27 protein-coding genes and 1 tRNA gene are annotated in these 25,850 nt (G+C 66.6%); 19 read left to right on the forward strand and 9 right to left on the reverse strand.

Annotated features, from left to right (window positions below):
- Positions 1 to 124: 124 nt before the first annotated feature.
- The 3 genes from ACFWUP_RS06990 (at position 125) to erm (ending at position 2,983) form a co-directional block, all read left to right on the forward strand.
- The gene (locus ACFWUP_RS06990; protein ID WP_379231595.1) at positions 125 to 748 is read left to right on the forward strand and encodes a TetR family transcriptional regulator; all 624 of its coding nucleotides are present in this window, start codon (positions 125 to 127) and stop codon (positions 746 to 748) included.
- On the forward strand, positions 745 to 1,908 hold the full coding sequence (locus ACFWUP_RS06995) for an NAD(P)-binding protein (protein ID WP_379231597.1): 1,164 nt from the start codon (positions 745 to 747) through the stop codon (positions 1,906 to 1,908). Before ACFWUP_RS06990 ends, ACFWUP_RS06995 begins: the two co-directional genes overlap by 4 nt.
- 250 nt (positions 1,909 to 2,158) lie before the next feature.
- Positions 2,159 to 2,983 (forward strand): 23S ribosomal RNA methyltransferase Erm, encoded by an 825-nt coding sequence (gene erm / locus ACFWUP_RS07000; protein ID WP_379231599.1) that lies wholly within the window; start codon positions 2,159 to 2,161, stop codon positions 2,981 to 2,983.
- Between the two features lie 133 nt (positions 2,984 to 3,116).
- On the opposite strand, the gene ACFWUP_RS07005 is transcribed toward erm, so the two are convergent.
- A complete protein-coding gene (locus ACFWUP_RS07005; protein WP_379231601.1) occupies positions 3,117 to 4,337 on the reverse strand; it encodes a Glu/Leu/Phe/Val dehydrogenase dimerization domain-containing protein in 1,221 nt (406 codons plus the stop codon).
- Positions 4,338 to 4,480: 143 nt separating this feature from the next.
- On the opposite strand from ACFWUP_RS07005, the gene ACFWUP_RS07010 reads away from it, so the two are divergent.
- Both ACFWUP_RS07010 and ACFWUP_RS07015 read left to right on the forward strand, forming a co-directional pair.
- Positions 4,481 to 5,398: a LysR substrate-binding domain-containing protein gene (locus tag ACFWUP_RS07010; protein WP_379231603.1), complete on the forward strand. Its 918-nt coding sequence runs from the start codon at positions 4,481 to 4,483 to the stop codon at positions 5,396 to 5,398.
- Positions 5,399 to 5,456: 58 nt separating this feature from the next.
- The gene (locus tag ACFWUP_RS07015) at positions 5,457 to 6,422 is read left to right on the forward strand and encodes an Rpn family recombination-promoting nuclease/putative transposase (RefSeq protein WP_379231605.1); all 966 of its coding nucleotides are present in this window, start codon (positions 5,457 to 5,459) and stop codon (positions 6,420 to 6,422) included.
- An 80-nt stretch (positions 6,423 to 6,502) separates the two neighbouring features.
- Here the strand turns inward: ACFWUP_RS07015 and ACFWUP_RS07020 are convergent, their stop codons facing one another.
- Entirely contained in the window at positions 6,503 to 7,723 is a 1,221-nt protein-coding gene (locus ACFWUP_RS07020) for an acetyl-CoA C-acetyltransferase (protein ID WP_379231607.1), read from the reverse strand.
- A gap of 61 nt (positions 7,724 to 7,784) precedes the next feature.
- Positions 7,785 to 8,654: an SGNH/GDSL hydrolase family protein gene (locus ACFWUP_RS07025; RefSeq protein ID WP_379231609.1), complete on the reverse strand. Its 870-nt coding sequence runs from the start codon at positions 8,652 to 8,654 to the stop codon at positions 7,785 to 7,787.
- Positions 8,655 to 8,767: 113 nt separating this feature from the next.
- On the opposite strand from ACFWUP_RS07025, the gene ACFWUP_RS07030 reads away from it, so the two are divergent.
- A complete protein-coding gene (locus ACFWUP_RS07030; protein ID WP_379231611.1) occupies positions 8,768 to 10,156 on the forward strand; it encodes a cystathionine beta-synthase in 1,389 nt (462 codons plus the stop codon).
- Between the two features lie 132 nt (positions 10,157 to 10,288).
- Here the strand turns inward: ACFWUP_RS07030 and ACFWUP_RS07035 are convergent, their stop codons facing one another.
- Both ACFWUP_RS07035 and ACFWUP_RS07040 read right to left on the reverse strand, forming a co-directional pair.
- Positions 10,289 to 11,161 carry a Bax inhibitor-1/YccA family protein gene (locus ACFWUP_RS07035; RefSeq protein WP_379231613.1) on the reverse strand — a complete coding sequence of 291 codons (873 nt, stop codon included), beginning with the start codon at positions 11,159 to 11,161 and terminating at the stop codon, positions 10,289 to 10,291.
- A gap of 149 nt (positions 11,162 to 11,310) precedes the next feature.
- Positions 11,311 to 12,459 carry a class I SAM-dependent methyltransferase gene (locus ACFWUP_RS07040; RefSeq protein WP_379231615.1) on the reverse strand — a complete coding sequence of 383 codons (1,149 nt, stop codon included), beginning with the start codon at positions 12,457 to 12,459 and terminating at the stop codon, positions 11,311 to 11,313.
- A gap of 127 nt (positions 12,460 to 12,586) precedes the next feature.
- Here ACFWUP_RS07040 and ACFWUP_RS07045 point away from each other — a divergent pair, with 127 nt between their 5' ends.
- The 8 genes from ACFWUP_RS07045 (at position 12,587) to ACFWUP_RS07080 (ending at position 16,788) form a co-directional block, all read left to right on the forward strand.
- Positions 12,587 to 13,162 (forward strand): hypothetical protein, encoded by a 576-nt coding sequence (locus ACFWUP_RS07045; RefSeq protein ID WP_379231617.1) that lies wholly within the window; start codon positions 12,587 to 12,589, stop codon positions 13,160 to 13,162.
- 51 nt (positions 13,163 to 13,213) lie between these two features.
- On the forward strand, positions 13,214 to 13,675 hold the full coding sequence (locus tag ACFWUP_RS07050; protein WP_379231753.1) for a DUF6153 family protein: 462 nt from the start codon (positions 13,214 to 13,216) through the stop codon (positions 13,673 to 13,675).
- A gap of 66 nt (positions 13,676 to 13,741) precedes the next feature.
- A complete protein-coding gene (locus ACFWUP_RS07055) occupies positions 13,742 to 14,338 on the forward strand; it encodes a DUF305 domain-containing protein (RefSeq protein ID WP_379231619.1) in 597 nt (198 codons plus the stop codon).
- Between the two features lie 154 nt (positions 14,339 to 14,492).
- Positions 14,493 to 15,032: a hypothetical protein gene (locus tag ACFWUP_RS07060; RefSeq protein ID WP_379231621.1), complete on the forward strand. Its 540-nt coding sequence runs from the start codon at positions 14,493 to 14,495 to the stop codon at positions 15,030 to 15,032.
- Positions 15,033 to 15,138: 106 nt separating this feature from the next.
- Positions 15,139 to 15,870: a GntR family transcriptional regulator gene (locus ACFWUP_RS07065; RefSeq protein WP_379231623.1), complete on the forward strand. Its 732-nt coding sequence runs from the start codon at positions 15,139 to 15,141 to the stop codon at positions 15,868 to 15,870.
- Positions 15,871 to 15,953: 83 nt separating this feature from the next.
- The gene (locus tag ACFWUP_RS07070; RefSeq protein ID WP_379231625.1) at positions 15,954 to 16,214 is read left to right on the forward strand and encodes a hypothetical protein; all 261 of its coding nucleotides are present in this window, start codon (positions 15,954 to 15,956) and stop codon (positions 16,212 to 16,214) included.
- Positions 16,215 to 16,384: 170 nt separating this feature from the next.
- Positions 16,385 to 16,540, forward strand: coding sequence for a DUF6131 family protein (locus tag ACFWUP_RS07075; RefSeq protein WP_379231626.1), 156 nt, complete (start codon positions 16,385 to 16,387; stop codon positions 16,538 to 16,540).
- 35 nt (positions 16,541 to 16,575) lie between these two features.
- Complete coding sequence (locus tag ACFWUP_RS07080; protein ID WP_379231628.1) at positions 16,576 to 16,788, forward strand: hypothetical protein; 213 nt, start codon at positions 16,576 to 16,578, stop codon at positions 16,786 to 16,788.
- A gap of 36 nt (positions 16,789 to 16,824) precedes the next feature.
- On the opposite strand, the gene ACFWUP_RS07085 is transcribed toward ACFWUP_RS07080, so the two are convergent.
- Together ACFWUP_RS07085 and ACFWUP_RS07090 are read right to left on the reverse strand one after the other, a co-directional pair.
- A complete protein-coding gene (locus ACFWUP_RS07085; protein ID WP_379231630.1) occupies positions 16,825 to 17,667 on the reverse strand; it encodes an MHYT domain-containing protein in 843 nt (280 codons plus the stop codon).
- A gap of 141 nt (positions 17,668 to 17,808) precedes the next feature.
- Positions 17,809 to 18,255: an SRPBCC family protein gene (locus tag ACFWUP_RS07090; protein WP_379231632.1), complete on the reverse strand. Its 447-nt coding sequence runs from the start codon at positions 18,253 to 18,255 to the stop codon at positions 17,809 to 17,811.
- A 163-nt stretch (positions 18,256 to 18,418) separates the two neighbouring features.
- Between ACFWUP_RS07090 and ACFWUP_RS07095 the strand changes: the two genes are divergently transcribed.
- From ACFWUP_RS07095 to ACFWUP_RS07115, 5 genes are all read left to right on the forward strand, one after another.
- The gene (locus ACFWUP_RS07095) at positions 18,419 to 19,906 is read left to right on the forward strand and encodes a peptide MFS transporter (RefSeq protein ID WP_379231634.1); all 1,488 of its coding nucleotides are present in this window, start codon (positions 18,419 to 18,421) and stop codon (positions 19,904 to 19,906) included.
- Between the two features lie 54 nt (positions 19,907 to 19,960).
- The gene (locus ACFWUP_RS07100; protein ID WP_379231635.1) at positions 19,961 to 21,472 is read left to right on the forward strand and encodes an APC family permease; all 1,512 of its coding nucleotides are present in this window, start codon (positions 19,961 to 19,963) and stop codon (positions 21,470 to 21,472) included.
- 116 nt (positions 21,473 to 21,588) lie between these two features.
- Positions 21,589 to 21,662: transfer RNA gene (locus tag ACFWUP_RS07105), tRNA-Leu, on the forward strand.
- Positions 21,663 to 21,912: 250 nt separating this feature from the next.
- On the forward strand, positions 21,913 to 23,259 hold the full coding sequence (locus ACFWUP_RS07110; protein ID WP_379231637.1) for a lipase family protein: 1,347 nt from the start codon (positions 21,913 to 21,915) through the stop codon (positions 23,257 to 23,259).
- A 57-nt stretch (positions 23,260 to 23,316) separates the two neighbouring features.
- Positions 23,317 to 23,775, forward strand: a complete 459-nt coding sequence (locus ACFWUP_RS07115; RefSeq protein ID WP_379231639.1) for a hypothetical protein — start codon at positions 23,317 to 23,319, stop codon at positions 23,773 to 23,775.
- Between the two features lie 138 nt (positions 23,776 to 23,913).
- On the opposite strand, the gene ACFWUP_RS07120 is transcribed toward ACFWUP_RS07115, so the two are convergent.
- Together ACFWUP_RS07120 and ACFWUP_RS07125 are read right to left on the reverse strand one after the other, a co-directional pair.
- Positions 23,914 to 24,534, reverse strand: coding sequence for a YdeI family protein (locus ACFWUP_RS07120; protein WP_379231641.1), 621 nt, complete (start codon positions 24,532 to 24,534; stop codon positions 23,914 to 23,916).
- Between the two features lie 44 nt (positions 24,535 to 24,578).
- Positions 24,579 to 25,658: a hypothetical protein gene (locus tag ACFWUP_RS07125; protein ID WP_379231643.1), complete on the reverse strand. Its 1,080-nt coding sequence runs from the start codon at positions 25,656 to 25,658 to the stop codon at positions 24,579 to 24,581.
- Positions 25,659 to 25,850 lie beyond the last annotated feature (192 nt).

Raw genomic sequence — 25,850 nt, forward strand, 5'->3', positions numbered from 1 at the left:
GACGAATTCGCTCACGGCCGGTCAGTGGCACAGTGATGCATCGGGTCTTGCGCTCGTCGGGCACTCGAGCCACTGTAAGTAAGTGGTTACTTACAGCGAGTCACCCACGTCGCGGGAGCGGATCATGACCGAGGCACTGCGCCTGTTCGGGGAACAGGGCTTCGCCAAGACCTCCGTCGCGCAGATCGAGCGGGCGGCGGGGCTGTCAGGTGGGTCAGGGGCGCTGTACCGGCATTTCAAGTCCAAGGACGAACTGCTGGTGCAGGCGGTGGACACGCGGCTCAACGACCGCGGCGAGTGGGAGCAGTTCCTGGCGCCCTCGTTCTCCGTCGCGGCGGTGCTGGACGCGATCAGGCCGTCGAGCGGCACCGTCGACAAGATCGTCGCGCTGTGCGGGATCGGCTTGGCACGCCTGGACCACGATCGCGATATCACCCGAATTCTGTTGCGGGACAATTCGATTCCCACCCCCCTGTTGGAGGTCTTCCGGCAGCAGGAGTACGCGGTGGTGATGTCGATGGTCACCCGCGGATTGGTCGAACTCGCCGACGAGCGGGCAGGCGAGCAGGACTGGGACGCCACCGCGGCGGTGCTGGTCGGCGCGCTCGCCCACTTCTGGATCATGCGCGACATCTTCGACGGCGACCACCCGGCCGGCATCGATACCGATCGCTATCTACGAGCTACCGCAGAGATGATCGCCGCCCGGCTCGACTGGGCGGATTCCGAAGGAGAGGACCCAAGATGAGTACACCCATCACCGTGGTCGGGGGCGGGCTGGCCGGACTCACGGCCGCGATCGCCGCAGCTGAAACCGGGGCTCCGGTACGGCTTTTCGAGGCGCACAAAACGCTCGGCGGGCGCGGTCGTGCGACACCGCCGCCACACGTGGCGCACGAGGGCGCGCACGTGTTCTACGCCGACGGCCCGCATTACACCTGGTTGAAGGAGCGCGGTTTCGTCGCCGGACTCGGGTGGCCGGGGCTCGCCGACGCCATGAAACTCGGGTTCCGCACCGACGGTGTGATCCGGCGAGTGCCACCGCTCGGGATGTTGCGGGCGCAGTCACGCAAGTGGTTGCAGGCCCCCGTCGACGTGGACTTCCACACCTGGGCCACCGAGCGCTGGGGTGAGCGCACCGCCACCCAGGTCGCCAATGCGATCAGCGTGGCCACCTACGACGCCGACACCGGCAGACTCTCCGCCGCGTTCGTCTGGGGCCTGTTCCAGCGCGTGCTCGGCCCCGTGGTGCCGGCGGTGCGCTGGGTGCGCGGCGGCTGGCAGCAGACGATGGATCGCATGGTCGACCGTGCGACCGAACTCGGCGTCGATATCGAAACCGGTTCGCGGATCACCGAATTGCCCACCGGCGGACCGGTCATCGTCGCCACCGACCTCGACTCCGCTCGGCGCCTGCTCGGCGACGACACACTGCGGGGCACCAGCGGCTTCGCGGCTCTTCTCGACCTCGGCGCCACCTTGGACCGCCGAGACCGCAGCATTGTCTTCGATCTCGACGAGGGCGGTTTCCACGAGAGCTACACCATGCAGGACGACACCATCGCTCCCGCAGGGGAATCCCTCTACCAACTCCAGATGCCGGTGCGCGACAACGAGTCCCGCGATGAAGCCCATCAGCGCTTGGAACTGTTCGCCGACGCCACCATCCCGGACTGGCGTGCGCGCAACACTTTCCGTCGCACATCCACCGCCAAGGGCCGCACGGGCGCACTGGATCTGCCCGGAACCACATGGCGTGACCGGCCTGCCATCGATCGCGGCGACGGTATCTACCTGGTGGGCGACATGGTCGCCGCACCCGGCATGCGCGGGGAGATCTCCATCAACAGTGCGATCGTCGCCGCCGCATCAGCAGTGCGGTCGACCTCCCGTGTGAACACCACCTAGTCCTCTCGATCCGTTCGGCGCTGGTCTACGCGGCGTCGACCGGAACCGTCCCCGCCGTCCATAAATTCGGTTGCGCCACAGTTGACTCGGTTTCTAGAGTTCGTTCCCATGTCGTGCCACTTCTTCATTCGCATCCGCCACCACCGGGCTCTGGCCCGCTAGCGGACGCGGATAACTTCATCGGCGTCCACCGGCGCGCCAAGGGCCCTTCGAGCCTCCAACAACTCGAAGACCCGAAGGGGCAACTGCCGTGGCGCAGGATTTCGCACACCGAAACTACTCACACACTCAGCGCAAGGTCACCGGTAAAGGTGGCGGGCGCACCGCACGTGATCACGCGAGAAGGACTCTCTCCCAGAACTTTCTGGTGGATAGTGGCGCCGTCGATTCGATGGTGACCGTGGCCGATCCGACGGGGATCGTCCTCGAACCCGGTGCGGGCGAAGGCATTCTGACACGTGCCCTCGCTCGACGGGGTGCGCAGGTCACCGCGTACGAGATCGATCCGCTGCTCGCGGCCAAGCTCTCGGCGCAGACACGTTCCGAGGACGGAATTCGTGTTGTCCGTGGTGATTTCACCAAGGCCAAGGCTCCCCGCGAGCCCTTCGCCGTCGTCGGGAACATCCCGTTCTCCGCGACGGCCGACATCGTGGACTGGTGCCTGACCGCACCGGCACTGACGTCGGCGACCCTGCTCACCCAACGCGAATACGCCCGCAAACGCACCGGCGACTACGGGCGCTGGAGTCTCCTGACCGCGACAACCTGGCCGTGGTTCACCTGGGAACTCCACGGGCAGGTGCCACGCACCAGCTTCCGCCCGATTCCGTCGGTCGACTCAGCGATCGTGCGGATCGCGCGTCGAGCGAAACCCCTTGTCTCCCATCGCGATTCCTACACAGAACTCGTGCGGACCGCCTTCTCGGGAATAGGCGGCACAGTCCGCGCTTCCTTGCGCACCCGCTACCACGGCGCGGACGAAGCCCTGGCAGCGGCGGGTATCGCCGACGACACCGTGGTCGCCTACGTCCACCCGGATCAGTGGGTGGACGTGCACTCGATGCTCACGCGCTGATCGAGAGCCGGTGCTGTCTGCTGTTTCGAGACAGCACCGCCTCTGTGTTCCGAGGCAGCCGCGGGCTTCGGGCCCGTGACGAACTCGCCGGGCGAGTGGACCAGTCCGGCGGGAAGTCGCGTCTTCGGTGTTATCAGGGAATGACGACCGGTCCAGTGAGGGGTGCCGGGTCGGCGGCCCAGCGGTGGCCGATCTCGCGCGGGCTGACGCCTTCGTCGGACCAGGCGGTCAGTAGCTGTGCGACCTTGTTGTGCATGGTGGTGCGGAGGCGGTCGAAGGAGGTGGCCGGGGTGTCGTCGACTTCGCCGAGGAGCAGCCACCAAGCCCAGGCCACCGCGCCCGCGTTGGCGACGAAGTCGGGCAGGACCGGGATGCCGCGGGCGGCGAGCATGGCCTCGGCTTCGGGGGTGGTGGCGGCGTTGGCGGCTTCGACGATGACGCGGGCCCGGATGTCGTAGGAGTTGTCCGGGGTGATCGCGTACGAAATAGCCGCTGGCACAAGGATATCGACGTCGGCCGCGATGATGGCGTTGCGCGGCTGCTGCTCGATGCCCTCGGGCAGGCGGGAGCGGTCGATCTCGCCGTAGCCGTCGCGCAGGTCGAGCAGGGCCGGGATGTCGAGGCCGTCGGCGCAGTACAGGGTGCCCGCGGCGTCGGCGACGGTCGTGATCTTCATGCCGGCCTCGTGCAGGTAGTAGGCCGCCGCCCCGCCCATCGTGCCGACACCTTGGATCGCGGCCGTGGTCTGCGCAGGCGCCTGGCCCCACTGCACCGCGGTCGCGAGACAGGCGTGCGCGACGCCGTAACCGCCGATGACGTCACCGAGCAGGAAACCGCCGTCGACGGCGGCGTTGAGGCCGTTGCGGACTCGCTCCAAAGTGGCTGCCGGGTCGGCGGCGCGGCGGATCGCGGCGTGGTAACTCTGACCGAGGTCGAGCTTTTCGAAGACCTCGTCGATCAGGTGCTGTGGAACGCCGAGGTCTTCTGCGGTCACCCAGTGCGCGTCGAGCCACGGGCGCATCGCCTCGCAGAATCGCTCGAGCACTTCCACGGCGCGCGGGTCCTTGGGGTCGAAGTCGATGCCGCCTTTGGCGCCGCCGATCGGCAGGTCGAACGTGGCGGTCTTGTTGGCCATGCCGCGTGCGAGGTCCTCGACCTCGGTCAAGGAACAACCGGCTCGCATCCGGGTGCCGCCGGTGGCCAGGCCACCGCGCAGGGTGTGGACGACGAGGTAGCCGACCGCGTCGGTGGCCGAATCCGTCCAGTGCAGCCGCATATATGGTTCGCAACGACGAGTAGTGGGTATTCCCGAAACAGCCTGCGATGTGCTCGGACCCGGGTTCAGCATCGTCATGGTGCCCACCTCCTCGTTCACGGCCGTAGCGGACCTCGTCGTCCCTGGTAGCACCAGCGTGCGGCACCCCATGAGCGCGCGTCTATTTACGGTTCGTTCACGGCACCGTTCACCGTTGCTGCACATTCCTTACCCTCGATGGCATGGACCTGTCACTGGCCCGCCTGCGAATGCTGCGCGAACTACACCGGCGTGGCACGATCACGGCCGCCGCGGCGGCTCTGCACTACACCGCGTCGGCGGTCTCCCAACAGCTCGCGCAACTCGAACGCGACGCGGGCACCCGCCTGTTCGAACGACGCGGACGCCGCGTGCAACTCACCGACCTCGGGATCGTGCTCGCCGAACACGCCGAGGAAATCCTGGCCGCCGTCGAACGCGCGACCCAGGCCCTCGAAGAAGCGGGCGGCTCGGTCACCGCGACGATCACGGCCGGGGTCTGGGCGTCGGTGGCCGCAGGCCTGCTCCCCGACGCACTCACCACCCTCGCCGCCGCACACCCCGGCATCCTGGTCCGCACCACCGAACTCGCGCCGGAGTCCACCGCCGCGGCGGTTCTCGACGGCACCCTCGACCTGTCGTTCGTGCTCGACTACTCCAACTACCCGATGACCTGGGACCGTGGCCTCGAACGCGCCATCATCGGTGTCGAACGCATCCACGCCGCCGTCCCCTCCGGCGCGGTCCCCGCACCGAACGTGACCCTCGCCGAACTCTCCGAACACCCCTGGATCATCGCCCCCGCCCGCTCCCACTTCGGCCACGCGGCCCGCCTGGCCTTCCAATCCGCAGGCCTGCGCCCCCGCATCGACCACGAACTGGAAGAACAAGCCACCGCCATGGCCATGGTCGCCGCCGGCCTCGGCGTCACCCTGGTCTCGGACCTCGGCCTCGCCCTACGCCCACCCGGCGTAGACATCGTCACCCTCACCGACCCCCTCACCCGCACAGTCTCCTTGGCCTACCGCACCAATTCAGCAGGTCGAGCCGCGCTGCTCCTGGTAGTAGACGCCATCCGCACCGCCGCAGTCCAGAAGGGCCTCACCAGATCTCTTACCTAGCAACCTGTTTCACATAACCTGCAAACAGGCAAAATCGCACCGACATTACGGTGTAGCCATGGCCGAGCAACCATCGAACCCCCACGACGCCTTCACACGCCTCATTCTCGGCCGAACAGCCAACGCAGCCTCGGAACTACGCTCGGTTCTGCCCGAACATCTTGTCCAACAGGTGAACTGGAAAACCCTACGCCTACTGCCGGGCAGCTTCGTCTCACCCCAACTCCGGTCGCGCTACACCGACCTACCGTTCTCAGCCGAAATCAACGGCGAACAAGCCATCATCTACTTCCTCATCGAACACCAAAGCAGCAACGACCACCTCATGGCCCTGCGCCTGACCGAATACATGGTCAACATCTGGACCCAGTACGTCGACACCCACCCCAACACCAAGACTCTGCCGATCGTCATCCCGGTCGTACTCCACACCAGCCCGCGCGGATACCGGTGGAAAGCGCCGACGGACCTCTCACAACTGTTCGCGCTGTCCGCGCCATTGCGGGATTCACTCGGTGACCTCGTCCCACGAATGCGGTTCATCCTCGATGACATCGCGCGCACCGACCTGGCCGACCTCCAGAAACGTCCACTGACCCCCGCCGTCCGCGTGATGCTGTTCTTGCAACAGAACGCCTCGGGCCGCAAAGACCTCGGAGTCACGATGATGCCGCTGGTCGCCGACCTGTCCGCGATGGCTAAAGTCCCAGGCGGGGACCGTGACCTTCAAGCCGTGGTCACGTATATTACGACTGTCAGCAAAACTGTTCCGGCGGACTTCGATCCGCTGATCAAGCGACTCGATCCGCACGCGAGGGAGGTCATTATGACTACCGGAGAAATGCTGCGTGCCGAAGGCCAAGCCAAAGGCGAGGCCGACCTGCTGATCCGGCTACTCTGGCGCAAATTCGGTGATGTACCCGAATCGACCATCCGTCGTGTCAGGTCCGCCGATCCCCGAGACCTGCACCGCTGGGCCGACCAAATCCTCACCGCTACGACCATCGAAGAAACGCTCAACTAGCCGCCGGAGCGGTCGAGCTAGCCTGGTCGGCTAGACCAAAAGCGGCCCACCTCATCGAGGTGGGCCGCTTTTGGTTTATCTCAGCTGAGCCGTTCGATGATCAGGGCCATGCCCTGGCCGCCGCCGACGCACATGGTTTCCACGCCGAACTGCTTGTCGTAGGTCTGCAGGTTGTTCAGCAGGGTGGTGGTGATGCGGGCGCCGGTCATGCCGAAGGGGTGGCCGACCGCGATCGCGCCGCCGGAGACGTTGAGCTTGTCTTCGTCGATCTTCAGTTCGCGGGCCGAGCCGAGGACCTGGACGGCGAAGGCTTCGTTGATCTCGAACAGGTCGATGTCGGAGATCGACTTGCCCGCCAGTGCCAGGGCGCGCTTGACGGCCTCGACCGGGCCGAGGCCCATGATCTCGGGCGACAGGCCGGAGACGCCGGTGGAGACGATGCGGGCCAGCGGGGTCAGGCCCAGTTCCTTGGCCTTGGTGTCGCTCATGATGACCAAGGCGGCGGCGCCGTCGTTGAGGGCGCAGCAGTTGCCGGCGGTGACGGTGCCGTCGGGGCGGAAGACCGGCTTGAGCTGGCTGACGGCTTCGTAGGTGACGCCGGCGCGGGGGCCGTCGTCCTTGCTGACGATCGAGCCGTCGGGCAGGGTCACCGGGGTGATCTCGCGCTCGAAGAAGCCTGCCTTGATGGCCTCCTCGGCACGGTTCTGCGAGCGCACGCCCCAGCGGTCCTGGTCTTCGCGCGAGATGCCGGTCAGCGACGCGACGTTCTCCGCGGTCTGGCCCATCGCGATGTAGGCGTCGGGGAGCAGGCCGTCCTGGCGCGGGTCGTGCCACACACCGGCGCCACCCTTGGCGGCCTCGGCGGTGCGGGCCTCGGCCTCGGCGAATTCGGGGTTCTTGGTGTCGGGCCAGCTGTCGGCCGAACCCTTGGCGTAGCGCGAGACGGTTTCCACACCGGCGGAGATGAACACGTCGCCCTCGCCCGCCTTGATCGCGTGGAAGGCCATCCGGGTGGTCTGCAACGAGGATGCACAGTAACGCTGCACGGTGGTGCCGGGGACGACGTCGAGGCCGAGCTGGACCGCCACGTTGCGGCCGATGCCGAAGCCGCCCTCACCGGCGGGGGAACCGGTGCCGAGGATGAGGTCGTCGATCTGCGTCGGGTCCAGCGAGGGCACCTTGGCCAGCGCGGCCCGCACCATCTGCGCGGTCAGGTCGTCCGGGCGCATGCCCGCCAACGACCCCTTGACGGCACGGCCGATGGGGGAACGGGCGGTGGAGACGATGACGGCCTCGGGCATGAGGACTCCTTTTCGCGATGATTGATGTGAACGGCTGTTTACATGCCGGTCGTCTTCGAATCTACGTCTCCAGCTGCCCCACGGGAAGAGCAGGGCGGTCGCGCACCTGGGCGATCAGCACGGGAAGCAGCTGCGCGGCGGCCAGTTCGTAGCCGGCCGCCGACGGATGGAAACCATCGGTGGCGAACAGGATTTCGGGCGAGGCCCGGAACTCGGAGGCGACCAGCGGTGAACCCATCGGCACCGCGATGCCGCCCGCGATGGTGGTCGCGACCGTCTGCGCCTTGGCCAGGCGCACACTCCAGTTCGCGACGATCGTGCGCAGCGGCTGCTGGATCGCGGTGACGGTGCCCAGGTTCGGACAGGTGCCGACCACCACCAGCGCGTCGGCCTCGCGCAGTCGTGAGACGGCGGCGGCGAGCCTGCGCGCGGAGGCTCGGATGGAGTGCTTCTTGGTGATGTCGTTGGCGCCGACCAGGATCACCGCGGCGTCCGGCGGTGGGCCCGCGACGAACATCGCGTCGACCTGCCCGGCCAGGCCTTTCGAGGTGGCACCGGAGATTGCCTTGGTACTCAAGCGGATTCGCAGGCCGGTGGCGTCGGCCAGTCCGCGTGCCAAGCGCACGCCGGGCACGTCGGCGGCACCGAGACAGCCGAGCCCGGCCGCGGTGGAGTCGCCGAAGATCATGAGGTGCAGGTCGACGGGGGTGGTCTTGCGCCACGGCTCGGGCAGGATCGCACCCGGCGCGTAGACACCGTCGGCTTCGGGCGGCTTGGAGGTGTCGCGGCCGATCACCGCGCGCGCCGCACCCGCCTGCGTCATCAGCAATCGATACGTCGCCCAGGAGACCGTTCCGGCGCTCGATCCGGCGAGCACCGTCGTCGCTCCGGTGACAACAGCGGTACGCCAGCTGATTCGAGGTGCGCTCACATCGGAAAATTCTACGACGCGGGTCCGCGAGGACGGAGATATCGACCACTTGCCCACCTGATGGGCGCCCTCCGCTCGGCGTCGGGCGCAAGTGCTCGGCTACCCTCGGGACCATGCGCATCGCGGATCATGTCGTCGATCTCATCGGCAACACCCCCCTTGTTCGGCTGAACTCGGTGGTCGGCCCCAACGCGGGCCTGGTGGCCGCGAAGGTCGAATACCTGAACCCGGGCGGCAGTTCCAAGGACCGGATCGCGGTCAAGATGATCGACGCGGCCGAGCAGGACGGACTGCTCAAGCCCGGCGGCACGATTGTCGAGCCGACCTCGGGTAATACCGGTGTGGGCCTGGCGCTGGTCGCGCAGCAGCGCGGATACAAGTGCGTGTTCGTGTGCCCGGACAAGGTCAGCGAGGACAAGCGCAACGTGTTGCGTGCCTACGGCGCCGAGGTCGTGGTCTGCCCGACCGCCGTGCCGCCGGAGCACCCCGACAGCTACTACAACGTCTCCGATCGCCTGGTCCGCGAGATCGAAGGCGCCTGGAAGCCCAACCAGTACTCCAACCCGGGCGGCCCCGACAGCCACTACGAGACCACCGGTCCCGAGATCTGGGCCGACACCGAGGGCAAGATCACCCACTTCGTGGCGGGCGTCGGCACCGGCGGCACCATCTCCGGCACCGGCCGCTACCTCAAGGAAGTCTCGGACGGCAAGGTCAAGATCATCGGCGCCGACCCCGAGGGCTCGGTGTACTCCGGTGGCACCGGGCGTCCGTACCTGGTCGAGGGTGTCGGCGAGGACTTCTGGCCGAGCGCCTACGACGCGTCGATCCCCGACGAGATCATCGCCGTCTCCGACGCGGACTCGTTCGAGATGACCCGTCGTCTGGCTCGCGAGGAAGGCCTGCTGGTCGGTGGTTCGTGCGGGATGGCCGTGGTCGCCGCGATCGAGGTCGCCCGTCGCGATCCCGACGCCGTGGTGGTCGTGCTGCTGCCCGACGGTGGCCGCGGCTACCTGTCGAAGATCTTCAACGACAAGTGGATGAGCTCCTACGGCTTCCTCCAGACTCCCCTCGAGGCGGGGCCGGAACCGCTGGTCGGCGACGTGCTGCGCGGCAAGTCCGGCGCCCTGCCCGACCTGGTCCACACCCACCCGTCGGAAACCCTGCGCGACGCCATCGAGATCCTGCGCGAATACGGCGTCTCGCAGATGCCCGTCGTCGGCGCCGAACCCCCGGTCATGGCCGGTGAAGTCGCGGGCAGCGTCACCGAACGCGACCTGCTCTCGGCCGTCTTCGAAGGCCGCGCCAACCTCACCGACTCCGTCGCCCAGCACATGAGCCCGTCGTTCCCGCTGATCGGTTCGGGCGAACCCCTCTCCACCGCCACCAAGGCACTGTCGGACTCCGACGCGCTGATGGTCGTCGAAGACGGCAAGCCGGTCGGCGTCATCACCCGCCACGATCTGCTGGGCTTCCTGAGCACCGGATCCATCGGCCACTGAGGTAGCAGGAGCGTCACACCTCGGGTTCGAGGCGGCGGTTTCCTCATCGTCGCGCTTGCCATGAACCTGTAAGGCCGAAAACAGCAACGCGGCTCCCCACCGACGTGGGGAGCCGCGTTGTCGTATGGGCTATCAGTCGCGCTGGAAGTAGCTCAGCAGGCGCAGGATCTCGACGTAGAGCCAGACCAAGGTGATGGTGAGGCCGAGCGCCACACCCCAGGCGGCCTTCTCGGGGGCCTGGGCGCGGATCAGCTGGTCGGCGGAGTCGAAGTCCAACAGGAAGCTGAACGCGGCGATGGCGATGCAGACCAGGCTGAACACGATCGCCAGCCACGTGCCGTTGCCGTTCTCGTCACCTCGCAGACCGAAACCACCCGGCATGAAGAAGCTCGCGATCAGGTTGCCGACCGTCAGCACCAGCACGCCGACCATCGCACCGATGATCATGCGGGTGAAGCGCGGAGTGACGCGGATGGCGCCGGTCTTGTAGACGACGAGCATGCCGAAGAACACGCCGAACGTGCCGAGCACCGCCTGGCCGATCAGGGCGCTGCCGCCCACACCGCCGAAGGTGACGTCGGTGAACATCAGCGACAGCGCGCCGAGGAACAGGCCCTCGAAGGCCGCGTAGGACAGCACGATGGCCGGGTTGTCCATCTTGCGACCGAAGGTCGCGATCAGGACCAGCACCAGGCCGATGATGCCGCCGCCGATGACGAACAGCGGTGCCAGCGACGGGTTCGCGCTCGACAGCGCGAAGGAGATGATCGCCGAGACGGTGAGCACCGCGAGGGTGATGCCGGTCTTGGTGACCACGTCGTCGATGGTCATCGCGCGGGTGGCGGGGGCCTGCTGGAACTGCTGGCCGTACTGCTGCCCGTATTCGCCGTATTGCTGGTTGCCGAACTGGCCTGCCGCGGCTGCGCCCGAACCGAAGTTCGCGTAACCGCCGACACCCTCCTGGCGAGGAAGGTTCTTGAACACCGGATTCGATGAGGTACGCACCGTGCGCCTTTCTTGGAGTTACGAGTAGCTGTGAAGCTCCAACTGCCCTGTTCAACGCGCCACGATCGGACAAAGTTCCCAGCGATCCAGTCCAGGGACCACACCGCCGCCCGTTCGGACAAATCGGACTCTACCGCTTTCGGGTCGCCCTATCGTTGTACGTCGCGCAGACCACGCACAGACCGCGTCACCGTGAACTTCTGGTTCCGGCCGATCACATCGGTGCGCCCGACCATCCGCTCCACCACGCCGCGGTAGTTCAGGTGCGAGTTGTACACCGTCCACAGCTCGCCGCCGGGACGAAGCACCCGCCCGGTCTCGACGAACATCTTGATCGCCGAACCGGTGTGCACGGCCGCGCCGACATGGAACGGCGGATTGCACAGCACCAGGTCGGCGCTGTTGTCGGCGGCCGAGGACATGGCGTCGTCGCGCACCACCGTCACCCGGTCGCCGACCCCGTTGGCCTCGGCGGTGGCCCGCGCCGAAGCCACGGCGGCGGCGGACTGGTCGGTGCCGACCACCCGGATGTGCGGGCGCGATTTGGCCAACGCGACCGCGAGAATTCCGGTGCCACAACCGAGATCGACGGCATCGCGCGCGTCGGGCTTCATCCGGTCCATGTGTTCGAGCAGGAAGCGGGTGCCGATGTCGAGGCGCGAGCCGGAGAACGCCGCGCCGAACGCGACGACATCGCCGTCGATCTCGATGACGTGCTCGCTCACCGGAAACCGCGATTCGCCCACCGGCAACGGCTCGCTGACCATGAGCACCCGCGACTTCTGCCTGCCCCGACCCGCCCTGACCTGCCCGAAGGATTCGGCGAGCACCTCGTTCATGGCCGGGGTGAGGTATTTGTCGCGACCGCCCGCGAACACCACCACGTCGTCGGCGGCGTAGCGGGCGATCGCCTCGGCGATCTCGGCGACACCGGACAGCATGCGCGGCAACCGCATCAGGACCACCCGCGCGCCTGCGAGCAGGTCGGCGTCGAGGGCGTGAGTGGTGTAGCGGTCGGTGAGTCCGAGGGTCTTGGCATTGGCCGCCAGCGCCGCTTCGCCGGTGATCAGGTCCTGATGCACGCGCAGGCCGGTGTGTCCGTGCCGCGCGGCGGCGCCGAGGGTGAGCGCGCCGTACGCGTCGCCGATCACCGCAACCTCACCGCTACCCACGGCCGCGAGGGCGTCGGCGGCGGTGTCGAGGATCAGCCGGTCGGCGGCGTCGACGGCATAGAGGTTCGGCGCCTCCACATCTGGATACCGGCGCAGTCGGTCGAATACGTCCTCAACACTGTCCACCCGGCAAGTGTGCTAGATCGTTGCCCCAGCGTCACATCCGGGCCCGCCGCCAGCTATCTTCCCGTAGCCGAACACACCTCGCGTTCCTTCGCCCACCGCACCACCGACTCTGCGTACCATCAGCCTCATGCGCAACGCCCTCGTGTTCGTGTCGATCGCCGTGGCCGCGGTGGCCGGCTGCGGCACCGACACCACGCCGGTCGCGACGCCATCGACGACGACGAGCACCACCAGTACCTTCGCCGACGCCACCGGCGAGGTGCCCACCGACGCGGGCCCGAAGTCCGGCGCGGCCTCACCGGGCGCGGCGTTGACCGTCAGTGATATCCGCATCGGCCGTCAGCCCGGTTTCGACCGGGTGGTCTTCGAGCTCGGCGGGACCGGGGCGCCCGGCTGGCAGGTGTCCTACGCCGACAGCGCGGTACAGGACGGCAGCGGCAAGACCGTCGACGTGGCAGGCCGCTCGATTCTCGAGGTGCGCATCCTCGGCTCGGCATATCCGTTCGATTCGACCGTGCCCCCGTTCGCCGGGCCCGATCCGGTGACCGATCCGGGCGCGCCCGCCATCACCGGGGTCTACAAGAAACTCGTCTACGAGGGCGTCACCCAGTCTTTCATCGGCATCGACGCTGATCAGCCGCCTTTCGCTGTCACCGTGCTTGCCGATCCCCCGCGCCTGGTCGTCGACATCGCCACCCAGTAGGTCCTACCCCTACCGGGTATCGCGAGGACGCTCGCTAGACTGGCCACCGTGATGGACAAGCATCCCGCGCGCGCACCCGGCATCGCCAGGGCGCTCGCCGTGTTGATGCTGCTGGCCGGGATCGTCGCGATGCATTCGGCGGTCTTCGGCACCGCCCACGCGCACGGTCAGGAAGCTGCGGCCGTCCCGGCCGACCACTTCGATCCGGCGCCGTCCGCGACCGACCACCATGCCACCGGCGATCACTCCGCCCAGGTCTCCCCTGCCTTCGCCGCCCCGGCCGACCCGCACACCGGCTGCGGCTCGGCGGGCTGTGACGAGCACTCCGCCGTCCACGGCTGCGTTTTCATCCTCGCCGCACTCGCCATCGCACTGACCCTGGTCCTGCTCTACCGCCTCGGCGACACCGCCGAAACCGCCCGGCGCACACCGAGAATCTGGCGTGGCAGCCGTGCGCGCCCACCACCATGGACCGTCCTCACCCTTTCTCAACTGGCGATTCTGCGGATCTGACAGGCACGGCACCACCGCGCGCCCCGCCGGTTTCGACACCTCACCCGAATCCCCAGGAGGATCACCATGTCCATCAGCCGTACCCATGTTCTCGTCGCCGCGGTCGCCACCGTCTTGCTCGCGGCGGGTTGCAGCGACGACAGCACCACCACCCACACCACCGAGCACTCGACCACCACCACGACCGGCGCGGCCGCGAGCACCGACTTCAACGATGCCGACGTGACGTTCCTGCAGATGATGTACCCGCATCACGCGCAGGCCGTCGAGATGGCGAAGATGGTGCCGAGCCACACCCAGAACCAGCAGCTCATCGCGCTGGCCGCGCAGGTCGAGCAGGCGCAGGCGCCGGAAATGCAGCAGATCACCGACCTGCTCACCGGTTTCGGCAAGCCCGCGCCGAGTGCGACCGGCCATGGCGGACACGACATGCCCGGCATGATGACCGACGCGCAGATGTCGAGTCTGCAGGCGGCCGACGGCGCCGATTTCGACGAGCAGTGGTTGGAGATGATGATCGCCCACCACGAAGGTGCCGTCGGGATGGCCCAGACCGAGCTGAACAGCGGCGTGAACCCGGCATCGCGTGCGCTCGCGACGAAGATCATCGCTGATCAGGAGTCCGAAATCGCCACCATGCGTGGGATGCTCGGGCAGAACTGATCGGATGCGGCGCCGGGGCGAACACCCGGCGCCGTGTCTCGTTTCATCATCGAAATCGCCACCGCGACCTGACGTCACCCGGAACCAGACAGTACGGTCGATATGTTCGGCTCCGGCCCAACCGGTGCCTGCAATCTCGAGGCAGGAGAGAGAAATGCGAGTACTGGAACGGCTGGGACTCGGAACCGCGCTCGCGGCCGCCGTGACCGGCGTGATCTTCATCGGCGCCTGTTCCAAGCAGGTACCAGGGACCGCCGAGGTGAACCAGGGCGAGCTCGCCTCCTACACCTCCGAGGTGGCGGCGTCGTCGGCGGCGGCTTCGTCGTCGCGGGCGGCCAAGATCGAGAAGGCCAACGACACCGCCTGCGACGGGCTTCGCTCGGCCAACAAGACCTCGGTCGGCTCGTTCAACGCCTACATCGAGGCCTCCAACGATCAGGCGCCCGATGCCGACGCCAAGGCCACCGAGGCGGTCACCACCCTGCGCAACAGTGCCAAGGACCTCGACCGCCGGATCACCGCCGACGTGATCCCCGAGCTGTCCGGGCCGTTGCGCGACTACGTCGCCAAGACCAACACTCTCGCCGACACCCTCGAACGCCGGGTCCCCACCGACGAACTCAACGGTGTGATCGACACTTTCAACGCGTCCAAGGACATCGCCATCGACGTGTGCAGGCCCTACGGCAGCTGATCACCGCGGAGATCTCTGGGCTCCACGGCGCCGGTCGCGTACGCTCGAATCAACCGGATAGGACCAGTAGGGACCGGTCGGCCTACCAGAGAAGGAGCCACTGGCGATGCCCGCACCGCTGCGCGACAGCGCAGTGCCCAAACACGAACAGCTGCGCGCGATCCTGCTGCAGAAGTGCACGCGCGAGCTACAGCCGGGCGATCTGCTGACCAGCGAGCGAAACCTGATGCAGGACTACGGCGTCAGCCGGATCACCGTGCGTGAGGCGGTGGGCCAACTGGTCAATGAAGGGTATCTGGTCCGGGTGCGTGGCAAGGGCACCTTCGTCGCGCACCGGCCGCTGCAATCGCGGCTGCACCTGGCCTCGTTCACCGAGGAGATGCGCGCGCTCGGCCATCATCCGACCACGCTGGTGCTGGTCGCCGAGGAGGCGGTCGCGCCAGAGGCCACCGCCCGCTCGCTGCGACTGCCCCAAGGCGCGCTCGCCTATCACGTGCGCCGGTTGCGGCTGGCCGACGACGATCCGGTCAGCGTCGACGACGCCTGGTTCAACCCGGAACTGGTGCCCGGCCTGATCTCGCACGACCTCACCGGTTCGATCTACCGGACCACCGCCGACCGGTACGGCAGGCCGATCGAACGCGCGGTGCAGACCGTCGACGCCCAGGCCGCCGAGGCAGGCGTCGCGGCGCTGCTCGGCATCAAGAAGGGCGCTCCCGTACTGCATTTCGACCGGGTGTCGTTCAGCGCGGAGCTGCCGATCGAGCACACGGCCAGCTGGTATCGCTCCGATCGCTATAGGGTGCAGATGGAAGTCGGCCAGCGGCCTCAGGCCTGACCGGCCCGATTCGGTGTGAAGCACACATATTTCAGTTAACGTCTCCAGTGCTATCACAGCGAAGCGCTCGGAGGTATCACCCCATGTCCATCCGTAAATCCACCACGCGGGCCGGTCTTTTGACCCTGCTCGCCGCGACGACCCTGCTCGGCGCGGGCCCTGCCAACGCGATCGGCGGTGCCGATTGGGACCTGTTCCCGTCCGGTTCGGTCGAACTCGGCCCGCCCACCGGCAGCTCGATGGGCTCGGTCGACGCAGGAAGCGGCACCGGCTCGTTCGACGCCGACCTCGGCTCGGGCGGACCCTCGACCGGCTCGGCGGCCCTGCCCATCTTCGGCCGCTGACCCACCCCCGGCCCGCCGTCGACCGACACGTCAGGTCACGGCGGGCCGGGTTTGGTCACAGTCGGGGACTTTTGTGCCACAGCCTGTTTCGGTTCCGGAATCGCGGGCATGCGGCAACTGTGGGTGCCCACCGGTATCCACAGTCCCGACACCGAACAAGGTGAGCTCTAATGATTCTTCTCGGCGCAGTCCTTCTCATAGCCGGACTCGTTTTCGGCATCCCACTGCTCAACACGGTGGGCGTCATCCTTCTCGTCGTCGGCGTGGCGCTGGCCCTGATCGGCGGCCTAGGGCGCCCGGTCGGCGGCCGTCGGCATTACTACTGATCATGCGTAGAATCCGCAGAACAAGAGGCACTGCCATGACGAGCAATACACCTCGAATCGCATCGATCGTCGTTCTGGTGTGGTTGCTGATCGGCGTTCTCGCCGCAGGCCAGCGCGGTTACTACACCGAACGCGATCAGAATTGCGCCACGTTGGGCACCATCGCGATCACGATCATCGCGGGCCCGCTCAACTACCTCGGCGTCAACCCGACGGTCGAGAACTGCGAACTGCCGCAGCCGAGTTGACCGAACCGCCGTGGCCGAATCATTCGGCCACGGCGGTCAATTCGGCAATCGCGGCCACTGCTTTCCGCTGTCGGCGAGCGTGGCCGGATCCGTGCTGGACATCACGCCCCCCTCCGTGCGCAGCAGCAGTTCCGATGCCGACCGGTTCTCCCCTGCCACTTCCAATTCCGCCAGCCCGACCACGATCACCAATCCGGCGATCACCAGCGACACTGTCGCGATCAACGGCAGCAGCAACTGCACCGGCGTGACGCCGTCGACCTCGGTCGTGGCCGCGCCGTGGTGCACCCGCATCGCCGCCATCGCCGTGTAGTGCATGCCGCACACCGCGATTCCCATCACCAGCGCGGCACTGATCGTCATCAGCAGCCCGCGCACGTGCAGCATGAACCACAGCGCCGCCGTGGCCGCGACCACCGCGATCACCAGCGAGAGCGCCGCCAGCGCCGGGTCGTATTCGACGACGATCTGCGCGCGCATCGCCCACATCCCCAGGTAGTGCATGGCGGCCACGCCGAGTCCGGTGATCGCGCCGCCGAACGGCAGCGTCACCCGCTCGTTGCCGCCCCCGGTGACGATGGTGAGCCCGATCAGCACCACCACGATCGCGATCACCGCGCTGAGCAGCGTCAACGGCACGTCGTAGCGGATGGGCACCCGGTCGACACTGAACCCGAGCATGGCGGTGAAGTGCATGACCCAGATCGCCGCACCACCGAGCGCGACGGCCGCGGCGATGAGCCAGCCGAGCGGTGTCGACGAGGTCTTGGCGTGCACCGCGCAGCGCAGACCCAACACCGAGCCGATGAACGACAGCCCGAAAGCAAGTACCGGATTCATCCAGCCATTGTTGAAGTGCTCGATATGTAGCACGCGCATCCCCTGACCTACACATTTCGATTGGATCAGAGACTAAACCAAATGTGCGGTTTCTACATGATGTCGTTGAATTCGATGGAATTCTTTCGGCGCGAAATCCTCAGCATGGCGAAATACATACCGGTCGGCATTTATACCGAGTCATTCATTTTGCGAACGAGCACGAATCAAGTCCGCCAATCGGTCGAGAGATTCCTGATTGCGGGCCGCGAAAAGAAGATCTTGCGCGGGACCCGGAATCAGCCGCGCGGGCCCGCGGGCGGCCCGCTCGACCATCCGGATCGTGGCGTGACCGGGAGACTGTTCAACCACCGTGAGGGTGATCCATGCCGACCCGACCGACCACAGCCGCGCCTCCAGCTCGAGCCGGTGCGGCGCGTCGATCGTGCGCACCACCGTCGTATCGCTGATCAGCACCGGCCACAGCCCGAATCGGTAGTGGATGCGACTGCCGACGGCGGGCCAGTCCGCGTCGACCTTGCCGATATGCGAGGCACCGACCACCCAGCTCGCGTAGAGCCAGCCGTCGGCCAGCGTCGCGAACGCCCGCTCGGCCGACACCGGCACGGTCACCTCGGCTGTGAGCACGTCTGAATACCTCGTCCGTCGCGGGATCACCGACTACCCCAGCGTAATTCGTGTCGGCGAGCACCGCCGGACAGGTTTGCGGCGTACAACGCCCGCGGCACGCCGAACCCGCGACGATGCGGGAAAATTGCTGTCGGCCGTTTCGACGTGGGAAACTTCCGCAATGCCCACGGAAGAAACACGGGTCGGCCACCTGCCGGACCCAGCCGATCCGGCGGCCGAACGTACCCTGTTCGGTCACCCCATCGGCCTGACGAACTTGTTCGGCGTCGAGCTGTGGGAGCGTTTCTCCTTCTACGGCATGCTCACGATCCTCGGCTACTACCTGTACTACTCCACCACCGAGGGCGGCCTCGGCATCGCCCAGAGCACCGCGCTCGGCATCGTCGGCGCCTACGGCGGTCTGGTGTATCTGTCCACCGTGCTCGGCGGATGGATTGCCGACCGGGTGCTGGGGATGGAGCGGACCGTCTTCTACGGCGGCGTCGTGGTGATGGCCGGTCACATCGCGCTTGCGGTGTTGCCCGGGATGGTCGGGGTCGGCGTCGGTCTTGTGCTCGTGGCGCTGGGCAGTGGCGCGTTGAAGGCGAATGCGTCGTCTCTGCTCGGCACGCTGTATTCGCCGACGGACGCCCGCGTCGACGGTGGATTCACGCTGTTCTATCTCGGCATCAATATCGGCGCGTTCTGCGGCCCGCTACTGACGGGGCTGTTGCAGCGCGAGTGGGGATTCCATGTCGGCTTCGCCGCCGCGGCTGTCGGTATGGCGCTCGGCCTGACCCAGTACGTGGTCTTCCGCCGCAACCTGGGCACCCACGGACGCGAGGTGGCCAACCCGATCACTCGCCGCGAACTGACGCCCGTGCTGATCGGGGTGGCCGTCGCCGCCGTCGTGGTCGCCGTGGCCATCGCGACGAAGCTGATCACCCTCGAGAACCTCTCCGACGTCACCACCGCCGTCATCGTGGTCGCCTCGATCGCCTATTTCGCGGTGATGCTGCGCAGCGCCAAGGTGACCCCGATCGAGCGCACCCGAGTGGTCGCGTTCATCCCGCTGTTCATCGCCAATGCCGTGTTCTGGTCGCTGTTCCAGCAGATGTTCACCATGCTCGCGGTGTATTCCGACGAGCGCGTCGACTGGCGCATCTTCGGCTGGGAGGCGCCCGCGAGCTGGATCGGTTCGGTCGAGCCGGTGTGGATCATCGCGCTCTCGCCGCTGTTCGCGCTGATGTGGACCAAACTGGGCAACCGCGCGCCGAGTACGCCGATCAAGTTCGCGCTCGGCGTGATCGGCATGGGCGTGGCGTTCTGGTTGTTCGCGCTGCTGAGCGGTTTCGAGGGCAAGACCGTCCCGGTGCTCGCGGTCTTCGCCATTCTCGGCGGCTTCGCGATCTCGGAACTGCTGCTCTCGCCGATCGGTCTCGCGGTGACCACCCATCTCGCGCCCGCCGCGTTCCGTTCGCAGATGATGGCGCTGTATTTCTTCTCGGTCGGTATCGGCACGTCGATGGCGGGCACGCTGGCCCGCTTCTACAGCCCCGACAGCGAAGCCGCCTACTTCGGGTTCAGCGGTGGCGCCGCCATCGCGGCGGGCCTCGTCGTGGTCGCCTGCGCGCCCTGGATCAAGCGCCACATGCAGGGCGTGCACTGACCCGATTTACGGGTAACCCCCGATTACGTTTTTCGCAGCAGAAGGAGAAATACCGTGCCGACACCGCAGGATGCTCCAGGGGTGGGTCGATCGCCCCGCCGAGGGGGCGGGCTGTTCCGCACCAAATCGGTGGAACAGTCGATTCTCGATACCGATGAACCCGATTCCAAACTTCGCAAAGATCTGACCGCCTGGGATCTCACGATCTTCGGTGTCGCCGTCGTCGTCGGCGCGGGTATTTTCACCCTCACCGCACGCACCGCGGGCAATGTGGCGGGCCCCTCGGTGTCGCTGGCCTTTGTTTTCGCCGCGATCGCGTGTGGTCTCACTGCGGTTTGTTATGCGGAATTCGCCTCGACCGTGCCGGTGGCCGGTAGTGCCTACACCTATTCCTATGCCACCTTCGGTGAATTGGTGGCGTGGATCATCGGCTGGGACCTCATCCTGGAATTCACCCTTGCCGCGTCGGTGGTCGCGAAGGGGTGGTCGCAGTATCTGGGCACGGTATTCGGATTCGATTCGGCCACAGTCCAATTGGGCTCGGTCACCTTCGACTGGGGTGCGGTGCTGTTGCTCGCCGTGCTCACCGTGCTGCTCGCGCTCGGGACCAAGATGTCCTCGCGGGTGTCGGCGGTAGCGGTCGCGATCAAGCTGGCCGTCATCGCCCTGGTGCTCGTGCTCGGCATCACCTACTTCAAGGCCTCGAACCTGAGCCCCTACATCCCGCCGTCGGAGGCCAGCGACGGCGGTGACAGCGGCCTGCACCAGTCGCTGTTCTCCTTCGTCACCGGCGCCGGTGACAGCAACTTCGGCTGGTACGGCCTACTCGCCGCGGCCAGCCTGGTGTTCTTCGCGTTCATCGGTTTCGACGTGGTCGCCACCGCCGCCGAGGAGACCAAGAACCCGCAGAAGGCCGTGCCGCGCGGCATCCTCGGTTCGCTGCTGATCGTCACCGTGCTCTACGTCGCAGTCACGCTGGTGCTCACCGGCATGGTGCCCTACACCGAACTGGCCGGCGAGAACGCCACGCTGGCAACGGCATTCCAGATCCACGGCATCGACTGGGCCAAGAACGTCATCTCCATCGGCGCGCTGGCCGGCCTCACCACCGTGGTGATGGTGCTGTTCCTCGGCCAGACCCGGGTGGGCTTCGCGATGGCCCGCGACGGCTTGCTGCCGCGCTGGTTGTCCCACACCGGCAAGCGCGGCACCCCGGTCCGGCTGACCATCATCGTCGGCGTGGTCTGCATGATCCTGGCCGGTTTCGTCGACTTCGGCACCCTGGAAGAAATGGTGAACATCGGCACCCTGTTCGCCTTCGTCCTGGTCTCGATCGGCGTGATCATCCTGCGCCGCACCCGTCCCGACCTGCCCCGCGGCTTCCGCGTCCCCCTGGTCCCCCTCATCCCCATCCTGGCCGTCGCGGCCTGCCTGTGGCTGATGGTGAACCTCTCGGTGGAAACCTGGCTGCGCTTCCTGCTCTGGATGGCACTGGGCTTCGTCGTCTACTTCGCCTACGGCCGCCGTCACTCCATCCTCGGCAAATCCGCCGCGAAGCAAGACTGACCAGCCCCTTCGATGACATGATCGGTCCCGGCGTGGTCTGTTCCGACACGCCGGGCCGACCTTGTAGGCCAACACGATTCCGGTACACCCGTACGATTCGCTACGCTGTCCGGGACGCCCCTATAGCCCAATTGGCAGAGGCAGCGGACTTAAAATCCGCACAGTCAGGGTTCGAGTCCCTGTGGGGGCACTCATTCGTCGCAGGTGGGCGGCGTGAAGACCACCGGGAGGTCGGTCAACCGACCTGCAAAGTCCGCGATTCGTCCGCAACGGCGTGCGAGATGTGTCGGGCAACTCGGTCCGCGCGTGCAGCTCGGCACGGGAAATCCCACCGGACATGGTGAGCTGACACCGAATTCGTTCAACGAACAGCTTCGTACGGTGAGACAAGGGCAGGGTGGTGGGTAGTCGCATCCGGGGGTTCGAAGGAGCGTTGCGAAATGCCCAACATTCGACTTGTCGTCGGCGCGATCGCTGTGATCGGCGCATTGCTGAGCGGACACACGCACGCGTCGGCCGATGAACCGGGACCGTCGCCGACCCAACAGTGGATCGATGACGTGGTGCCCGCGCCCGCCCTTCCACCCGCCGCCACACCTGCTGAACGCGACCTCTCCCCCGAACTGTCCGCGCTGTGGAACGCGGTGTCGGCGTCACCGACAGGCGACCCGATCTTCGACAGGTGGCCCGAGGATCTGGCCGGGCGCGCCCCTGGGGAGATCGTCGAATGGCGTGATGTCACCGCGACCGCGGCACCGTTGGTCGTCGTCCCCATCCGGCGGGCGCTGCTGTTGAAGTTCCGCAGCTCGGACTCCTACGGCAAGCCGTCGTTCGGCACCGCCACCCTGATCGTGCCCGCCGCCGAATGGACCGGGGCCGGCAGCCGTCCGGTCGTGGTCAACGCGCTGCCGATCAACTCCCTCGGCCGCACCTGCACCCCTTCCTACGCCCTGGCGCACGGTCTGCATCAGAAGTTCTCGACGGGCGACCTGGTTCCGCCCACCACGGCCTGGGCGGTGCAGCGCGGGTACGCGGTGCTGGTCCCCGACCACGAAGGGCCACGGATGGCGTACGGCGAACCGATCGTCGCCGGGCATGCCGTCCTCGATGCCATCCGCGCGGTGCGGCAGCAGCTGCCCGTGGAGTTCGGCGAGAGCCGCTTCGCGGTGAGCGGGTATTCGGGCGGGGCCATCGCGTCCTTCGGCGCCGCGATGCTGCTGGGTGAGTACGCGCCGGAGTTGGCGCAGGTCGTCGCCGGAACGTCGATGGGCGGGCTGATCACCGACTATCGCGCTATCGCCGAGAAGTTCAACGGCAATGTCGCGTCCGGCATTCTGATGGCCGCCGGCTTGGCGATCGCCCGCGAGCATCCGCAGATGCTCGCCCATCTGAACAACCTCGCGCAATGGGTGGCCATCTCGCCGATCAAGGACACCTGCGGCGACAGCAACGGCCCTCTCGGTGTCCTCGGACTGCCGATCGACGTGGGCCTCGACGTGGCCGACCCGCTGCGGTCCGACTTCATCGAGAGCTATTTCGAACACGTCGACCTCACCGGACGCAAAGCCGTCGCGCCGATGTACATCTATCACGGGTCGCTGGACTTCGGCGTGCCGATAGAACAGGGCCTCGCCCTCCAGCGCAAGCAGTGCGAACTGGGCGTCACCGCGTTCCACCAGCCCCTTTTCGGCGAACACATCATCGGCTTGTTCGGCGGATGGCCGGGCTCGATGACGTGGATCGACGCCCGCCTCCGCGGGGAACCCGCACCGAACAGCTGCCACTGACGCGACTTGGCTCACTGATGTGCTGAATTAGTTCAGCACTAGGAGTAGCCTGGGGCGATGAAGTCTCTACCGTTCAGCGAGCTCATCCGTAAACAAACGTCGGTCTTTCCATTGTTGGCCGAGTCCGATGTCACGCTTGAACGGCGGGACGCCGAGAACGTTGTGCTCATGCGTGATGAGCGCTATCAGGCGATGGACGGCGCGCTGCGGATCGCCGCGAGGTCTCTCGCGCTGGTAGCCAAGGCGAACCGGCAGATGGCGGAAGAAGTATTCGCCGAGGAACTCCCCTGGCTCACATGGTTGCCTGCAGAGCACCGTGCCGAAGCCGTTCGCGAACTGCTCGACGACCTCGTCGCCGGTGCCGATACCGGCTTCTATCTGCCATTCCAGCGAAACCTGATCGCATGGAAGCACACCGCGCAGATCTACACCGATCCGGCGCTCGTCCGCGATCTCAGCGGACCGTTCGAGCGCACGAACCATGGGGAGATCGGTCGACCAAAGGCTGCAGAGTGAGCGGGGTCAAGCGCGGTGACGAGTTGCCACGACCGAAACCGTGGCGGGTCATCGCGCAGAACACGCAAGCCGCGCGCGGGTGGATCGAGTTGCAGCGCAGCGTCATTGATGCGCGGTGCCGCACCCGCGCTGAGATCGTCAACCACGGGCGCGTTGGCCGTCGGCGGCTTTGGTGACGATCTCCGCGATTCGACCTGACCGTGTCGCGTCTCGAGCGGCGCTGACGATCCACCACAGCATCTGCTTGCGGACGCTGGGTGCGAAACCGTCCCAGTTGCTTCGAGCTCGCGGGTCTCGGTCCAGCGCCGCGGTCAAGTCAGGTGGTTCTATGAGATCTTCGACCTGGTCCGAAATCGTCCACCAGCCAATGGCTTTCGCCGCGGCGATGGCGTGGCGGCCGGCGTCGGTCATCTGGCCACGCTTGTCCATCTCGGCCGCGCGTTCACGGTTGAGCCGGGTCCAGGCGCTTTTGGGTCGACGCGGTGTGAACAGCTGCAAGCCGCGTTCTTCGTCGAGGATGGTGGTGGTGGAGTCGATCCAGCCGAAGCAGATGGCCTCCTCGACGGCCTCGGGGTACGGGCAGCGTGGTCGGCCGGTGGTGTTGCGCCAGGAGCACAGCCACACTCCACGGACCGACGCGTGGTTGTGCGTGAGCCAGGTTCGCCACTGGGTCCGCGTCTCGGCGTGGAAGATCGGGTAGTCGAATTTCCACGTCGTTGGGTGTGTGGAGACGGGTGGCAATGACTCCGAGGTGGGCATCTGTTCTCCTGACGCGACGCTGAGGTGAAGGGCGAGCTACGAAGTCATCCGACCATGCCGGCGGACGCGTCGATGGTGTAAATGGTGCCGCCGCTGTCGGATACCACGCCCTGAATCGATTCGAGCCACGGCAGGGCCACCGGCTCTCGTGTTATGCGCCCGGTGCGCAGGTCGTATTGGGTGAACGTCGGGACTTCTCGATGGGTGATAGCGGAGACAGTGGTGCCTTCGACCGACACCGATGTTTCGTCGCCGAGGCCGGGCAAGCTCCATTCTTTGCGTACCGTGGATGATCCATCCAACGCAACGGATAACACGTCGTTTTCGTGGGTGATCCAGTACAGCCGGTCGCCTACGACGGTGAGCGTTCCCGAACCCGTGCGCCAGCTGTCGTCGAGCAGGTCCAGCCGGGTTTCGGTCCGTGAACCGTCGGTGGTGTCGATGCTGACCAGCGTCGGATTCGGGCCGCCCTTGTCAGTGGCGGTAGTCCCCTCGGGCGCGTACAGGGCGAGCAGGTACCCACGCCCGGTACAGGTTGCCCAAGATATCGGCTGGAACTCCGGGTCGTGGTGCCATTCACCGACAACCACAGGGTCGCCATCGAATGGAATTTCGTAGAGTCGCTGGCGAGTCCGTGTCGAAGAGTCACCGACCACAGCGAAGTGCTTGTCACCGCAATACCCGACGATCCCGACGGTGCCGGGCACGAGCCCGGTTCGCGAGGTGCGGTCGGGGCCGATCGACGCGTATCGGGTCTCGAGCGCTCTGTGGAACCAGATGGTCGCCGCACCCGTGTCAGGATTATTGGCAGCGGCCTTCACGATGGTTTCCGGATCGATCGGAGCCGTGAATCGACCCGTGTGGTCGAGCGCTGTCACAGTGTTTCCGGCAGCGGTGACCACGCGTTGTGGGGAGACGAGCAGTCGGTTGTTGGCGATCGCGGCACCGTCCAATCGCGAGACGACTTCGCCCTTGGCATCGAAGAGATAGACCCGCGTCCGGTCCTTCCTGCCGACGTCATCCCAGCCGAGCGGTCCAACCGAAACAGCCCCCACCACATCGGCACTCAGCTTCTCAGACTGGCTTCCCGGATACTCGCGCTGCGCGCACGACGCGACAGCCACGAGGGCCATCGTGGAAGCAAGGACCCGAACCAGTGGAGGCAGACCAACCATGAACGACAGTCTGCCCGCCCGCGAGATCGGCCGATGTACCTGTCGATCGGAAGCGCGCTGGGGTTCGGCGGCGTTGCGGCGTAGGTTCGACTGCACGCGAACCGTCGACACGAAGAGGTGTTATCGATGCCGGAACCGACT

The organism is Nocardia sp. NPDC058658 (assembly GCF_042716665.1).
GTDB lineage: Bacteria > Actinomycetota > Actinomycetes > Mycobacteriales > Mycobacteriaceae > Nocardia.

Bases quoted from the DNA above. Each gene is read 5' to 3' on its own strand.
- ACFWUP_RS07010 (WP_379231603.1), top strand. From the start codon at position 4,481: ATGGACCTGTCACTGGCCCGCCTGCGAATGCTGCGCGAACTACACCGG.
- ACFWUP_RS07120 (WP_379231641.1), bottom strand. From the start codon at position 24,534: ATGCCCACCTCGGAGTCATTGCCACCCGTCTCCACACACCCAACGACG.
- ACFWUP_RS07065 (WP_379231623.1), top strand. From the start codon at position 15,139: ATGCCCGCACCGCTGCGCGACAGCGCAGTGCCCAAACACGAACAGCTG.
- ACFWUP_RS07020 (WP_379231607.1), bottom strand. From the start codon at position 7,723: ATGCCCGAGGCCGTCATCGTCTCCACCGCCCGTTCCCCCATCGGCCGT.
- ACFWUP_RS07115 (WP_379231639.1), top strand. From the start codon at position 23,317: ATGAAGTCTCTACCGTTCAGCGAGCTCATCCGTAAACAAACGTCGGTC.
- ACFWUP_RS07050 (WP_379231753.1), top strand. From the start codon at position 13,214: ATGGACAAGCATCCCGCGCGCGCACCCGGCATCGCCAGGGCGCTCGCC.
- ACFWUP_RS07055 (WP_379231619.1), top strand. From the start codon at position 13,742: ATGTCCATCAGCCGTACCCATGTTCTCGTCGCCGCGGTCGCCACCGTC.
- ACFWUP_RS07060 (WP_379231621.1), top strand. From the start codon at position 14,493: ATGCGAGTACTGGAACGGCTGGGACTCGGAACCGCGCTCGCGGCCGCC.
- ACFWUP_RS06990 (WP_379231595.1), top strand. From the start codon at position 125: ATGACCGAGGCACTGCGCCTGTTCGGGGAACAGGGCTTCGCCAAGACC.
- ACFWUP_RS07075 (WP_379231626.1), top strand. From the start codon at position 16,385: ATGATTCTTCTCGGCGCAGTCCTTCTCATAGCCGGACTCGTTTTCGGC.
- ACFWUP_RS07015 (WP_379231605.1), top strand. From the start codon at position 5,457: ATGGCCGAGCAACCATCGAACCCCCACGACGCCTTCACACGCCTCATT.
- ACFWUP_RS07095 (WP_379231634.1), top strand. From the start codon at position 18,419: ATGCCCACGGAAGAAACACGGGTCGGCCACCTGCCGGACCCAGCCGAT.
- ACFWUP_RS07045 (WP_379231617.1), top strand. From the start codon at position 12,587: ATGCGCAACGCCCTCGTGTTCGTGTCGATCGCCGTGGCCGCGGTGGCC.
- ACFWUP_RS07080 (WP_379231628.1), top strand. From the start codon at position 16,576: ATGACGAGCAATACACCTCGAATCGCATCGATCGTCGTTCTGGTGTGG.
- ACFWUP_RS07070 (WP_379231625.1), top strand. From the start codon at position 15,954: ATGTCCATCCGTAAATCCACCACGCGGGCCGGTCTTTTGACCCTGCTC.
- ACFWUP_RS07005 (WP_379231601.1), bottom strand. From the start codon at position 4,337: ATGACGATGCTGAACCCGGGTCCGAGCACATCGCAGGCTGTTTCGGGA.
- ACFWUP_RS07030 (WP_379231611.1), top strand. From the start codon at position 8,768: ATGCGCATCGCGGATCATGTCGTCGATCTCATCGGCAACACCCCCCTT.
- ACFWUP_RS06995 (WP_379231597.1), top strand. From the start codon at position 745: ATGAGTACACCCATCACCGTGGTCGGGGGCGGGCTGGCCGGACTCACG.
- ACFWUP_RS07110 (WP_379231637.1), top strand. From the start codon at position 21,913: ATGCCCAACATTCGACTTGTCGTCGGCGCGATCGCTGTGATCGGCGCA.
- ACFWUP_RS07085 (WP_379231630.1), bottom strand. From the start codon at position 17,667: ATGCGCGTGCTACATATCGAGCACTTCAACAATGGCTGGATGAATCCG.